The organism is Bizionia hallyeonensis, from assembly GCF_042657385.1.
Lineage (GTDB): Bacteria > Bacteroidota > Bacteroidia > Flavobacteriales > Flavobacteriaceae > Algorimicrobium > Algorimicrobium hallyeonense.
This window is the reverse complement of the sequence record NZ_JBHSLA010000002.1, coordinates 325,788-339,922: the sequence shown is the minus strand read 5'-3', so window position 1 is coordinate 339,922 and position 14,135 is coordinate 325,788. Positions and strand designations below refer to the sequence as shown.

General features: G+C 33.5%; 15 protein-coding genes. 10 read left to right on the top strand and 5 right to left on the bottom strand.

Annotation, left to right across the window (positions count from 1 at the left end):
- Positions 1 to 37: 37 nt before the first annotated feature.
- The 9 genes from ACFPH8_RS06965 to ACFPH8_RS06925 all read left to right on the top strand — a co-directional run bounded on the left by ACFPH8_RS06965 (position 38) and on the right by ACFPH8_RS06925 (position 7,859).
- Positions 38 to 652: a TetR/AcrR family transcriptional regulator gene (locus ACFPH8_RS06965; protein ID WP_376859624.1), complete on the top strand. Its 615-nt coding sequence runs from the start codon at positions 38 to 40 to the stop codon at positions 650 to 652.
- A gap of 4 nt (positions 653 to 656) precedes the next feature.
- A complete protein-coding gene (locus ACFPH8_RS06960) occupies positions 657 to 1,910 on the top strand; it encodes a TolC family protein (protein WP_376859622.1) in 1,254 nt (417 codons plus the stop codon).
- Positions 1,911 to 1,912: 2 nt separating this feature from the next.
- Entirely contained in the window at positions 1,913 to 2,818 is a 906-nt protein-coding gene (locus ACFPH8_RS06955) for an HlyD family secretion protein (RefSeq protein WP_376859620.1), read from the top strand.
- Between the two features lie 11 nt (positions 2,819 to 2,829).
- Positions 2,830 to 3,318 carry a hypothetical protein gene (locus tag ACFPH8_RS06950; protein ID WP_376859618.1) on the top strand — a complete coding sequence of 163 codons (489 nt, stop codon included), beginning with the start codon at positions 2,830 to 2,832 and terminating at the stop codon, positions 3,316 to 3,318.
- A gap of 21 nt (positions 3,319 to 3,339) precedes the next feature.
- Entirely contained in the window at positions 3,340 to 3,798 is a 459-nt protein-coding gene (locus tag ACFPH8_RS06945; protein WP_376859616.1) for an OsmC family protein, read from the top strand.
- Between the two features lie 6 nt (positions 3,799 to 3,804).
- Positions 3,805 to 4,707 carry an ABC transporter ATP-binding protein gene (locus tag ACFPH8_RS06940; RefSeq protein WP_376859614.1) on the top strand — a complete coding sequence of 301 codons (903 nt, stop codon included), beginning with the start codon at positions 3,805 to 3,807 and terminating at the stop codon, positions 4,705 to 4,707.
- A gap of 104 nt (positions 4,708 to 4,811) precedes the next feature.
- On the top strand, positions 4,812 to 5,540 hold the full coding sequence (locus ACFPH8_RS06935) for an ABC transporter ATP-binding protein (protein WP_376859612.1): 729 nt from the start codon (positions 4,812 to 4,814) through the stop codon (positions 5,538 to 5,540).
- Positions 5,537 to 6,643, top strand: coding sequence for an ABC transporter permease (locus ACFPH8_RS06930; RefSeq protein WP_376859610.1), 1,107 nt, complete (start codon positions 5,537 to 5,539; stop codon positions 6,641 to 6,643). The genes ACFPH8_RS06935 and ACFPH8_RS06930 overlap by 4 nt, the downstream gene beginning before the upstream one ends.
- A 94-nt stretch (positions 6,644 to 6,737) precedes the next feature.
- On the top strand, positions 6,738 to 7,859 hold the full coding sequence (locus ACFPH8_RS06925) for an ABC transporter permease (protein WP_376859608.1): 1,122 nt from the start codon (positions 6,738 to 6,740) through the stop codon (positions 7,857 to 7,859).
- Here the strand turns inward: ACFPH8_RS06925 and ACFPH8_RS06920 are convergent.
- From ACFPH8_RS06920 to ACFPH8_RS06905, 4 genes are all read right to left on the bottom strand, one after another.
- The gene (locus ACFPH8_RS06920) at positions 7,856 to 8,857 is read right to left on the bottom strand and encodes a metal-dependent hydrolase (protein ID WP_376859606.1); all 1,002 of its coding nucleotides are present in this window, start codon (positions 8,855 to 8,857) and stop codon (positions 7,856 to 7,858) included. The two genes, ACFPH8_RS06925 and ACFPH8_RS06920, sit on opposite strands and share 4 nt — an antisense overlap.
- 37 nt (positions 8,858 to 8,894) lie before the next feature.
- Positions 8,895 to 10,100 carry a porin gene (locus ACFPH8_RS06915; protein ID WP_376859604.1) on the bottom strand — a complete coding sequence of 402 codons (1,206 nt, stop codon included), beginning with the start codon at positions 10,098 to 10,100 and terminating at the stop codon, positions 8,895 to 8,897.
- Between the two features lie 56 nt (positions 10,101 to 10,156).
- Positions 10,157 to 10,615 (bottom strand): cold-shock protein, encoded by a 459-nt coding sequence (locus ACFPH8_RS06910; protein ID WP_248399719.1) that lies wholly within the window; start codon positions 10,613 to 10,615, stop codon positions 10,157 to 10,159.
- A 158-nt stretch (positions 10,616 to 10,773) separates the two neighbouring features.
- The gene (locus ACFPH8_RS06905; protein WP_376859602.1) at positions 10,774 to 11,892 is read right to left on the bottom strand and encodes a DEAD/DEAH box helicase; all 1,119 of its coding nucleotides are present in this window, start codon (positions 11,890 to 11,892) and stop codon (positions 10,774 to 10,776) included.
- 121 nt (positions 11,893 to 12,013) lie between these two features.
- Here ACFPH8_RS06905 and rlmF point away from each other — a divergent pair, with 121 nt between their 5' ends.
- On the top strand, positions 12,014 to 12,868 hold the full coding sequence (rlmF, locus tag ACFPH8_RS06900; protein WP_376859600.1) for a 23S rRNA (adenine(1618)-N(6))-methyltransferase RlmF: 855 nt from the start codon (positions 12,014 to 12,016) through the stop codon (positions 12,866 to 12,868).
- On the opposite strand, the gene ACFPH8_RS06895 is transcribed toward rlmF, so the two are convergent.
- Positions 12,865 to 14,085, bottom strand: coding sequence for a class I SAM-dependent rRNA methyltransferase (locus tag ACFPH8_RS06895; RefSeq protein ID WP_376859598.1), 1,221 nt, complete (start codon positions 14,083 to 14,085; stop codon positions 12,865 to 12,867). The two genes, rlmF and ACFPH8_RS06895, sit on opposite strands and share 4 nt — an antisense overlap.
- Positions 14,086 to 14,135: the final 50 nt, after the last annotated feature.

Here is a 14,135-nt window from a genome sequence, read left to right as displayed (position 1 = left end):
GTACATTTGTTAACCAAACGGTTAAACTATAAAGTTAATGACAGCTAAAAAGAAAGACGAAAACACGGAGGAGCAAATTTTAGATGCTGCTAAAAAAATATTTCAAACTAAAGGAATGGACGGCGCCCGAATGCAAGAAATTGCAGATGCTGCCAATATAAACAAAGCAATGCTTCATTATTACTATCGTAGTAAACAACTACTTTTTGAAGCGGTTTTTAAGAATGCATTTTCCATGCTTGCACCACAGTTAAATACAATTTTAAATGATGACTCGTCTATTGAGGAAAAAGTAAAAAACTTCACCTCTAACTATATATCATTTATAATAAAACATCCTTATTTACCGAATTTCATTATTCAAGAGTTAAATAGAAATCCAGATTTCCTTCAGAAAATTCAAGAGAATTCAACACTCTTAAATATCGAGAAGTTCAAAAAACGAGTGGATTTTGAAATCAAGGAAGGGATTTTAAACCCCATTTCTGGTGAGCAGCTATTCATTAATATTCTGGCTTTAAACATCTTTCCCTTTGTAGCAAAGCCATTGGTTAAGGCTTTTACAAAAGAAGATGATAAAGGTTTTAGGCAGCTTATGGAAAACCGAAAGACAGAAGTTGCGGATTTTATAATCAATGCCATAAAAATATAGTACCATGAAAACACGTTTTAGTATATTGATTCTTCTTTTTGTTGGCTTACAAAGTTGGTCTCAAGACATTGTAACCTTGGACAAGTGCTACCAATTGGTGTCGGAAAATTATCCTCTAGTTAAGCAACTAGCTTTATTAGAAAATCAAAATGCTTTAGAATTAGATCTTATAGATACCCAAAAACTGCCGCAATTGGACTTTGATGCGCAAGCTGCCTATTTATCAGATGTGACTCAAATACCACTTCCAGACACTGGCATTGAGCCACCAAATAACGATCAATATCGGGCAACACTTTCTGTGAATCAATTAATTTATAATGGTGGTGCCATTCATGCATCATCTAAAGCAAAATTGGCTCAACTAAAAACCCAGCAAAAGCAATTGGAAGTGTCTTTGTATCAGTTAAAGCAGCGTGTTAATCAACTATACTTTTCTATTTTGTTACACAATGAATCTTTGGATTTATTAGTAGCCAAAAAAGAGCAATTAGAAAGTAAGTTACGTGAGATCACAGCAGGAATTGAATACGGAACCATGTTGCCAGCTTCTGATAAAGTGCTGGTAGCCGAACTATTAAAAATAAAACAACAGGTTACTGAAATCACTAATAATAAAAAGGTGCTAACTGAAACCTTATCGGCCTTAATAGGTGTGTCTTTAAACGAATTTACCACATTTCAGAAACCTTCACTTGTAATAAGCCTCTCGCCTGCACTTCAACGACCAGAATTAGAATTGTTTCAGTTAAAAAAAGATGAAATTGAGAGTCAACAGGAATTAATTCAAAAAAACAATATGCCTAAACTATTCGGATTTGCATCGGGAGGTGTAGGAAATCCGGGTTTAAATATGTTAGACAATTCCTTTCAACCATTTTATACAATTGGTGTCAAGTTAAACTGGACTGTTTTTGATTGGAATGCCAATAAAAGGAAACGTGAATCCTTAATGATCAATAAAAATATTATTGAAAATGAAACGGAGATTTTTGAATTAAACACCAATATTGAACTTAATAAGTACGAATTAGAAATAGCTAAAATTGTAGAAACGATATTGATAGATACAGAAATCATCAACCTTCGAAAAGCCGTGTTATTAGCAACCGAATCGCAGCTACGAAATGGTGTTATTACGGCCTCCACTTATGTTACGGAATTAACAAATTTATATGAAGCCGAAAACAGTTTCGCAAACCATAACATTCAATTGCAATTAGCTAAAGCAAATTATAACATAACTCAAGGACAGTAAAAATGAAACGACAATATATATATTATTTAGGAATTAGTTTCGGACTATTAACGTTGAATTCTTGTAGCAATTCTAATGGTAAAGCCGATGGATATGGAAATTTTGAAGCAACAGAAATCACCGTTTCTGCTGAAAATAACGGAAAGATTATGGCATTTAATGTACAGGAAGGCAATGCGCTTAAAATAGATGCCTTTGTTGGTTATATAGACACAATCCCTTTAGCGTTAAAGCGCGAGCAATTACTAGTTTCTAAAGATGTTATTAGTAGTAAATCACAAGGTGTTTTATCTCAAATAGCCGTTTTAAAGGCGAAATTAAAAACAGCTAATATCAACAAAACTAGAACAGAAAATTTAATAAGAGATAAAGCTGGTACACAAAAACAATTGGACGATGTTCAAGGTGAAATAGATGTTATTAAGCAGCAAATACGCAGTGTAGAAATCCAAAATGCACCTGTAGTAAACGAATTGAAAAATTTAGACGTTCAACTTAAACAAATTGATGATCAAATTAATAAATGCAAGATTATAAATCCAATAAACGGCACAGTATTAACCAAATATGCAGAACCTAGTGAAATAACAGCATTTGGAAAACCACTTTACAAAATTGCTGATTTAGAAAACATGGAATTGCGTGTTTTTATTATTGAAACCCAATTAGCCAATATAAAAATTGGGGAATCCGTAACCGTTAAAATTGATTCAAATGATACCATGAAGGATTATGAAGGAACCGTAATATGGATTGCATCTGAAGCCGAATTTACACCCAAAATTATTCAAACTAAAGAAGAGCGTATTGCGCTTGTTTATGCCGTAAAAATAACCGTTAAGAATGATGGAAGCTTAAAAATAGGCATGCCAGCAGAAATGTGGTTAAATAATTCCAATAATAATTAAAAACTAAAACAATGAAATATGTAATTTTAACATTAAGCCTATTGGCTTTAGTAAGCTGTAAAGACAGCAAAAATCAAGACCTAAAAACGGAAACTGCTGAACAACCTGCAGAGACCGATAACCATCATGATACCCATGAAGCTTCTGGTATTTATGCCAATGCATGGGTAAGCGAAATACAAATTGATTATGGCGAAAAGTGGCAAGCCGATGCAACAACGAATGAAGGTGTTCAAAAACTTCAAAACACAATCAATACACAAACAGCTAGCACATTAGATGCCTTTCATAAACTAGCAGAACAACTGAATGATGAGAAAAATTTTGTTGTAAAAAATTGTACAATGAAAGGCCCTTCTCATGACAATTTACACATTTGGCTTCACCCATTAATTGAAAAAATTGATGCGCTTTTAAAAACAGAGGATGTTGATGATGCTGAAAAAATTACGGTTAGTATCAAAGAAAACATCAATGCTTATAACACCTATTTTCAATAATAACTTAAAAAATTTTTTACCATGGAAAAGCATACATATAACGTGAATATTAATTGGACACAAGACCGAAAAGGTATAATGTGTTCACCAGAGTTACACAATAATGAAACCAATGAAACCAACTGTTTGGAAGTTGCAACACCACCAGAATTCCCTGGAGGAATGCCAAATATTTGGTCGCCAGAACATTTATTTACTGCCGCTGTTAGCAGTTGTTTAATGACTACTTTTTTGGCGATTGCAGAATTTTCCAAATTAGAATACGTGAGTTTTACATGTGATTCAAAAGGTATATTAGAAAAAGTAGATGGCAAATTTGTAATGAGCGAGGTGTTATTATTTCCTGAAGTTGTTATTACAGACGAGTCCAAACGTGATCGTACAGAACGTATTGTTGAAAAAGCAGAAAAAGCCTGTCTAATTTCAAATTCTATTACATCAAAAGTTACTATGGAAACTAAAATTATCGTTCAAAACTAAAGGGTCATGGGCATTTCAATTAACCATATCAGCAAATCTTATAAACATGTAAAAGCCTTACAGGATATTTCTTTTGAAGTAAAACCAAATGAGCTTTTTGGTTTAATTGGTCATGATGGCGCAGGAAAAACAACCCTTTTTAGAATTTTAACAACCTTGTTAATTGCCAATGAAGGTAATGCAACTGTTGCAGGTTATGATGTGCTGAAAGACTTTAAAGAAATAAGAATGCACGTAGGTTATATGCCCGGGAAATTCTCATTATATCAAGATTTAACGGTTGAAGAAAATTTGAGGTTTTTTGCAACTATTTTCGGAACCACTATTGCCGAAAACTACGATTTAATAAAAGATATTTATGTTCAAATTGAGCCCTTTAAAGATCGTCGTGCTGGTAAATTATCTGGAGGTATGAAGCAAAAACTGGCTTTGTGTTGTGCGTTAATTCACAAACCCAAAGTATTGTTTCTTGACGAACCCACAACAGGAGTCGATCCCGTTTCCAGGAAAGAATTTTGGGACATGTTAAAACGCTTACAACAAAAAAATATAACCATTTTGGTTTCTACGCCTTATATGGACGAAGCTGCCTTGTGTGATAGAATAGCGTTAATTCAAGATGGCGAAATTTTACAGATTGATACACCGGAAGCCATTGTAAAGCAGTACCCTAAAACTATTTATGACGTTAGTGCAAACAATATGTATCAATTAATAATGAGCTTAAAAGCTTACCCACATCAGCATAGTGTATATCCGTTTGGTGAGTTTATACATTATACAGATACACGTGCTGGATTTAATCCTAACGAATTGAAACAGTATTTACAAACCCAAAACCTATCAAATATTACCATTGAAAAAACCCAATCAACCATAGAAGATAGTTTTATGGAATTAGCAAAATAAAAATATATCTACAAACGTAACAGGTTTATAAAACGCGATAGGTCTCAATTCTGAAATTTCTGGAATTGATAATACTGAGACTCCCACCTATGGGGGAGATAAATATGAATAATAATAAAGTCATACAAGCTGAAGGTTTAACTAAAATGTTTGGCGATTTCACCGCTGTAAATGCCATTACATTCGCCGTTGAAAAAGGTGAGATTTTCGGATTTCTTGGGGCCAATGGTGCCGGGAAAACAACCGCCATGAAAATGCTGATTGGAATTTCAAATCCAACATCAGGTTCAGCGCAGGTAGCCGGTTTTGATGTCTTTACTCAAGCGGAAGACATCAAAAAAAACATTGGCTATATGAGTCAAAAATTTGCATTATATGATGACTTAACCGTTAAAGAAAATATTACATTTTTTGGAGGTATCTATGGTTTGACCAAGCAAAAAATCAAAGAGAAAACAAAAGAAATGATAGACGATTTAGGCCTAGAGGATGTTGCCAAACAATTAGTTGGTTCGTTACCCTTGGGCTGGAAACAAAAAATTTCATTTTCGGTAGCCTTATTGCACGAGCCAAAAATTGTTTTTTTAGATGAGCCTACTGGTGGTGTAGATCCTATAACTAGGCGTCAGTTTTGGGAAATGATATATAGAGCAGCACATCAAGGCACGACTATTTTTGTTACAACGCATTATATGGATGAAGCCGAGTACTGTGATCGCGTGTCTATAATGGTAAATGGAAAGATAGAAGCTTTGGATACACCAAAAAAATTAAAGGAACAGTTTCAAGTTACTAGTATGAATGATGTGTTTTTAAAACTAGCCAGAGGATGAAACGATTTATAGGTTTTGTTACCAAAGAATTTTATCACATTTTTAGAGATAGGCGTTCCTTGTTTATTCTCTTTGGAATGCCTATTGTCCAAATTTTACTATTTGGTTTTGCCATTACCAATGAAATTAACAATGTGGATATTGCTATTTTAGATCACTCAAATGATGCCACCACAAAGGAAATCATTAATAAAATATCAGCATCAAAATACTTTAGTATCAAGCAACTTATTGAACGTGAAGATGATATAGAAGCTGTTTTTAAAAAGGGAAAAGTGAAAGCTGTTTTAAATTTTGAAAAAGATTTTAGTAAAAATCTTATAAAAGATCGCCAAGCTACCGTTCAAATAATTACAGATGCAACAGACCCAAACACGGCTAACACCATTAGTAATTATGTAAATTCTATTTTAAAAAAATACCAGCAAGAGCAAAACAAAGCTATAACTATTAATTATGTTATTGTTTCAGAACCAAGAATGGTCTATAATCCAGTACTAAAAAGTGTGTATATGTTTGTTCCTGGTGTAATGACTATTATATTAATGCTGGTTTCTGCTATGATGACGTCCATTTCCATTACACGAGAAAAGGAATTAGGAACTATGGAGATTTTATTAGTGTCACCTATAAAACCTTTTCAAGTAATTGTTGGTAAGGTGTTTCCGTATATTTTCTTGTCGGTAATTAATGCTATCGTAATTGTTTTGTTAAGTATTTTCATCTTTAAAATGCCTGTCCAAGGGAGTTTAATTTTATTGGCGTTTGAGAGCATTTTATTTATTGTATCAGCTTTAGCTTTAGGAATTTTAATCTCAACCATTTCAGCAACACAACAAACCGCGATGATGATTTCATTAATGGGTTTAATGCTTCCCGTAATTCTGCTATCCGGCTTTATTTTTCCCATTTCAAGTATGCCAATCCCTTTACAATTTATCAGTCATGCCATTCCGGCAAAATGGTTTATTATCATATTAAAGAGTATTATGCTTAAAGGTGTTGGGCTGGAATTTATATGGAAAGAAACACTGATTTTAATAGTCATGACCGTTCTCTTTATGGGAATAAGTGTAAAAAAATATAAAATTAGATTAGAGTAAAAAACGGTGACCAGTTTAAGAATGATAAAGATTCTGGGCTGAATAAAAAAAGAATTAATTTAATAAATAGATTCCCGCTTTGCTGGGAAATGATATGAAAACAATACGATATATCATCCAAAAAGAATTCAAGCAAATCTTTAGAAATAAAGGGATGCTACCAATCATTTTTGTGTTACCACTACTCCAATTAATTATTTTATCTAATGCAGCTACTTTTGAAGTCAAGAATATCAAATTCGCATATATAGATAATGACCATAGTAAATCATCAAGAGCACTAATAGAGAAATTTGAGGCTTGTACATATTTTAATGTTTTAACAGCCTTTCCAACTCAAAAATTGGCAAATTCAGCTATGCTAAAAGGAGAAGTAGATGTTGTTTTAGAGATTCCCTCTCATTTTGAACGTGATTTGCTAAAGGAAAAAAAAGGTGCTTTGGGAGTTACTATTAATGCTATTGATGGTGCTGCTGCCGGTGTTGAAAACGTATATGTTTCTCAAATAATTCAGAATTATAATAGGCACATTAAAACGGATTTGATGCAATTTTCAGAATCTCAAATTCAACCTGTTGACATTGCTACCATCCCACTTTTTTGGTATAATGAAACGTTAAACTACAAAACGTTTATGGTACCTGGTATATTAGTACTATTAGTTACCATGATCACGTTATTTCTTTCAGGAATGAATATTGTTCGCGAAAAAGAAATTGGAACTTTAGAGCAAATCAATGTAACGCCTATAAAGAAAAGTCAATTTATTATTGGTAAGCTTTTTCCGTTTTGGGTTATTGGAATGGGCTTGTTAACTATTGGATTAATTCTTGCAAGGCTCATTTTTAATGTGCCTATGGTAGGAAGTTTATTACTTATGTACCTCTATACTTCTATTTTTATTTTGGTGATACTCGGCATGGGATTATTTATTTCCAATTTTACCGATACCCAGCAACAAGCCATGTTTATCGCTTGGTTTTTTGTAGTGATTTTTATTTTAATGAGCGGACTGTTTACACCCATTGAGAGTATGCCAGAATGGGCCCAAATACTTACCGAATTTAATCCTATTAAATACTTTGTTGAAGTGATGCGTATGGTGATGCTTAAAGGTTCCGGTTTTATGGATATTGTGCCACAATTGGTTAAAACACTTATTTATGCATTAATTATGAATGGTTTAGCAGTTTGGAGTTATAAGAAAACGACTTAATTCCCTTTTACACGAGTCCATAGTTCAGACATTAATTTCTTGGCATCGCGACCACCTTTAGGTTGTTCAATAAAACTAATGTTTCCAGTCTCATCATCTTTATCAATCAAAAATTGAAAAACAAAACTTTCGGAGGCGGGTTCTAAACTCAATAACCCAAAACGTAAATCATTGTAATATAATTTTCCGTCTTGTTGTGTTATGGTGTACCATCCTTTTGAAATGTGAATCATGCGTTGCATTTTGTCATTGGAAAGCAAATCGGCTATCAATTCATGGTTTTTAGGATATGACACGAATGAAATAGGCTGCGTATCGAAAAAAGAATAGTTTCCAAGCAAGTAGGCGTCCTGTGTTTCTACATTAGCACTCCATAATATGGAATTTAGAGGTGACGGTCTTGTGTCAATCTGCAAATAGCTTAAATGTTGTTTTTCCAAAGCATTTTCAAATTTTGTGAAAGCGGTCCACTTTAAAATAAATGTAAGTACTAGATACGCGGTACTTACTAATAATCCTGTACGATTGTAAAATTGACGTTTTTCTGATGTTCGTTTTTGAAACATGGTCAAAATCAAGAATACTAAAAATGGCAAGGTATATAAGGGATCAACAACAAATATGGTTTTAAAGGCCAAGCGTAAATCAAATGGCCAAAATAGCTGCGTTCCCCAAGTGGTATGTGCATCCAGAATAGGGTGCGTTACAAAAGCCCAAAAGAAAAGCCAAGACCAACCTTTAACACTTTTATATTTTTCATATCGTGATACCAACCATCCAAGAATTGGTGCAAAAATGATAGAGAATAAAATGGAATGTGTAAAACCTCTGTGAATTTCTAAAGCTGTAACGGTATCTGTAAAATAGGAAGACAGGATATCTAAATCAGGAATTGTTCCCGCAATAGCCCCATAAAGCATGGCTCTATTACCAACTTTTCTACCTAAAACGGCCTCACCAACAGCAGCGCCTAAAACTATTTGCGTTAAAGAATCCATAGGCTTATAAGAAAGTTAGAATTAGGTAAAGTACTATTTAGAATGATATATCCCATTGAATTCGAAAACGCCATTCTTTCTGCTCCATCCTTTCTGGGCTTTCATAATCAAAATGCGTAACTTCCATGGTGAGTTTATTCCTATGTTCTTTAAAAAACCAGTTAAAAGCCATACCCATTTCTTGCTCCTTGCTGTAACCAAAATCCGTATTTGGCGTGTAATGTGCGTATATTCCAGCAACCTCTAAGGGTTTAGGAACAAAGTCTAAAATATTTGAGAAAAAATAACCTGCTTGCAGATAATAACCTGTTAATGTTCTGTCTGTATTGGTTTTATAATCTGTAATTTTTTTGATGTGATTTTCATTTTGCCAAGAAAACCCCCGATATTTCAAAGCCGTTTCAAATAAGGCTTGATTTATACGATATTGACCCGGTTCATTACTATCATAACCTACCAAATTACCACCACCTGCTGAAGAAAACCGGGTGTACTGGCTTCTATTAGTTGCTGCGGCAATAGCCAATAAAGCAGTGGGTTTTTCATGAAATTTGATATCAGATCCGGTCATTTCTAATTCACGACCAAATAAATTGTATTGTAATCTACCAACATATAATAAATGATTATTGTCATTAATTGTGGAACCTCTACCCGTTCCTGTCAATACTGATATATGATATGTAAAGTCATAAAACGTTTCTGGAAAAATACGGCCGTAAAACTCAATTCCTTGTTGCCTATCTATTGTAAAAGGCCTGTTAATGATGGAGCGATCTACCATTTGTTGTTTACCAGATGATATAATTCTTTCTCGACTATAATAGGTTTTCCATTGCCCAATTTTAATTTTAAAAAAGTCCCAACGCTCAATCATAACGCGAAAATCCAAAAGATTCCCTTGGGCAAGTTCATATTCAAAATAATATTTAAGCCATGGTTTATAGGCATTTCCACCTATTTTTAAACGGGCTCTATTTATCTTGAATGATGTTTTATTATCTTGAAAAAAATAATCAAAATTAACGGGGCTTTGGTCGTTAGGTGTGGCAAAACGAAACTGTAATCGTGCTTCTAAATGAAGTGAGTAATTTTTATCAGGCGTACTAAATTGAAACCCTTTTTTGGTGTATTCAACATTAATTTTTTCTGAAGAAATAGAATCAGTTTGTGCTATAAGTGTATTAATAGCAACAAACTGAAGTAAAATAATTGATAAAAAAGTAGTCGATTTAATGGACATAGCTATTAGAACTCAAAGTCTTTTTAAGATTTTAAGTGATTTTATGGTATCAAAAATTAAATACGGGTTACTTTAACAGCGTTCATACCCTTCATACCTTTTTCTAATTCAAAAGATACGGCATCGTTTTCCGCTATTTCGTCAATTAAGCCACTAACGTGACAGAAGTATTTTTCTTGATTTTCAGAATCAATAATGAACCCAAAACCTTTGGAGTTATCATAAAAAGAAACTTTCCCTTTTCTTACGGGATCAAATTCTTCAATATCACTGTCATCACGTTTTGGAATGCTTACTTCAATACTTTCTGCATCAACTTTAACACGCATATTTGGATCTGGTGGTGTATCCGTTAAATTTCCATTGAAATCAACATAAGCAATAGGAATACCGTCACTTCCGCTTTCTTCTTTATCAAGTTTTCTAGCTTCCATTTTTTTACGTTTGTCCTCACGTTTCTTTAAACGCTTCTTTTCCTTTTCACTTTTGTTAAATGTCTGTTGCGATTTTGCCATTGTTATTTTATAGTAATTTTTTTAGGGTTAAATTGAAGAAATAAAATAATAATAACATGGTTTAAAAAGAACTATGGTCGTATTATAAGCCTAAATTCAGATTTTAGGTTACTCCTGCAATGCGTACAAATATAAGATATTAATTTCCTATTTGAAAGTTACACATGGAATTCTGCAAATTCGATGCCTAAAGTGTTTTCAATATTCTGAATTAACTTGCGCTCATCGTCTAAAATTAAAGCTATAGAACGCCCTTTTTTACCAGCTCTTGCTGTTCTTCCACTTCGGTGTGTATAATATTCTAGTTGTTCTGGCAACTGATGGTGAATAACAAATGCCAAATCGTTTACATCAATACCACGAGCAGAGACATCGGTAGATACCAATATTTGAACAGATTCATTTTTAAACGCACGCATTACTTTATCCCGTTCTTTCTGTTGCATATCGCCTTCCAAAGCACCAACTGAAAATCCTTCATTCAATAACGCTTCTGTTAAGTTTTGGGTTCCAGCTTTTGTTTTGCAGAAAATTATTCCACGTTGTTTTTTAAAGCCTTCTAATAAATTAATTAAAACTGAAACTTTACTTTTTATGGAAGTTCTTATAAATTGATGTGTAATATTGGCGTTTACCAAACTATTTCTATTTACTTCTATTTTAATCGCTTTTGGGGACATATAGGTTTTTATCATTTTCTGAATTTCTTCAGGCATGGTAGCCGAAAACAACCACGTAAAACGCTTTCCAGATGTAAATGTTAATATGCGATTTAAATCCTGTTTAAAACCCATGCTTAACATTTCATCAGCTTCATCTAAAACCAATGTTTTAATGTTTTCAATATCAATATCACCACGATCAATTAAATCTAATAAACGTCCTGGTGTTGCAACAATAATATGAGTAGTTCGTTTTAAAGCTTTAATTTGTTTGTCAATTTTTTCACCACCATACACACCTTCTGCAAAAATCTTATAATCGCAATATTTGGTAAATCTGAAAAGTTGCTTTTGAATTTGTTGTACCAACTCACGTGTTGGAGCTAAAATAAGCGCTTGAATTTCCGATTTGTTAGGATCTATTTGATGTAGAATAGGCAACCCATAAGCAGCCGTTTTCCCAGTTCCTGTTTGCGCTAAACCAATTAAATCGGTTTGTTTTTGCAATAAAACAGGTATTGCTTGGGCCTGAATTTCAGTTGGCTTTTCAATGTGGAGTTCTTTTAAGGCTTTTATATATTCTTTACGAATGCCTAAATCGGAAAATGATGTCATAATAATTTTATTGAGCTGCAAAGGTAGATTTATTTCAGCACTATTGTATAATTAAAAAAGGGAAACTGTTAAGCCATACATTAAGCTTATATTTGTTGTATAATTCCTGAAGTTATTAACCATGCATCCAAATAATAAACATCTTAAATCTTATGATTTTGTAAGATTAATTCATGCAAATCCAGATTTAAAACCATTTGTTTTTACGAATAAGTTTCAAACAAAAACTATTGATTTTTCTTTATCAGATGCTGTTTATCAATTAAATAAAGCCATTCTTATTTCGGATTATGGATTAACGGATTATCAATTACCTAAAGGTTATTTGTGCCCACCTATTCCTGGTCGTGCGGATTATTTACATTACCTAAACGATTTAATTACTTCTGAAACTTTACCTGTTAAAGGCTTAGATATTGGCGTTGGCGCAAATGCTATTTATCCAATTTTAGGAGCAAAACTGTATCAATGGCGCATGGTTGGTGCAGATATTAATAAGCAATCTGTTGAAATTGCTCAAAACAACATCAATTTAAACTCGAGTTTGGAGGGTTTGGTTGAAATTCGTTTTCAGGAAAATCCTGCATATATTTTTTCTAATATTATAAAACCGGAAGAATATTATCATTTTACCATGTGTAATCCACCGTTTCATGCGTCCGAACAAGAAGCTCTAAAAGGAACACAACGTAAACTGAAAAATCTGAACTTGGATAAAAAAGCAGCTCTTAATTTTGGAGGTCAATCGTATGAATTATGGTGTAATGGTGGGGAAGCTTTATTTATAAAACGCATGATTAAGGAAAGTAAAACATTTAGTAACCAAGTAGGTTGGTTTACAACATTAGTTTCTAAAGCGGCCAATTTACCCAAGCTAATCAAGCAATTAGATAAATTGGAAGCAACACATCAAGTTATTGATATGGCCCAAGGTCAGAAAGTATCCCGAATTTTGGCTTGGCAATTCTCCAATTAATCCAATTGGTAATACCCACATTTTAAGTAAGCACCTTCTGGAAAACTAATAGGATGATCGGAGTCATGTTGTGTTTTTAAAACCAATGTATAACGCCTTTTGGCCTGGGACAATGTTGCTTTATTCACATCAAAAAAGGCATCGGCAATAATTCGAGACGAACAGGACGCTAAAACCAACATACCACCTTTTGCAGTAAGCTTTTCTCCTAGTTGTGCTAATTGGGCATATTTCTTTTTGGCTAACTGTATTTCGGACTGTTGCTTGGCAAAACTAGGTGGATCAATTACCACCACATCAAAGGTTTTACCAGATTGGATGAGTTGTTCCATTTCAGCAAACGCATCACCTGCAATAATATGATGTTTCCCAGTATAGTCGTTCAACCTGCCATTTTCTAAAGCTATTTCAAGCGCTTGCTTACTTATATCTAAACTTGTGACTTCTTTTGCGTGATTGGCTAAAGCATGAACTGAAAATCCTCCAGCATATGAAAACACATCCAACACCGTTTTACCTGTACTTAATTTGCCCACACGACGTCTGTTTTCTCTGTGATCTAAAAAGTAACCCGTTTTATGACCTTTAATGACATTGGCGGAAAAATGGACACCATGTTCAATGAACTTTACGACTTCATTTTCTAAAGTGCCGTAAATTACGGAACCATCAACCAAACCGAAATCTGCTTGTTGCAAATTTCTGCTTAAGCGCATAACAACCGTCTCAACATTGGAAATAGTTATAAGCATTTCGGTTATATCCTTAATGTATCCTAACCAAATTTCAGAATATACTTTAATTACCAAAACATTGGCATATACATCAGCAATTAATCCTGGAAAGCCATCGTTTTCACCAAATAACAAGCGATAACCTGTAGTATTTGTTTTTAAGAGTGAAGCTCGTTTTTTAAAAGCAGCATCTATTTTACTTTGGAAGAATGCTGAATTAATCGTTTTGGGTTCACCATGATGTAACATTTTAATTCTAATTGGCGAAGACGCATCATACAAACCTACACCAATAAACGCATTATCGCGTTTTCTAAAAATTACGGCAACATCACCAGATTTTCCGTCTTTATTAATTTTTTCAATACTATTTTCAAAAACCCAAGGATGACCTTGAAGCACAGAGCGTTCACCATTTGCGTTTAACTTGACCGCCAATCGTGTGGTTGATTTTTCAAATTCAGGAATAGTAATAGAAGACATGTTGATTATGGTTTATGCAAAAATAGAAAATGCATAGCAGCTAACAGCTT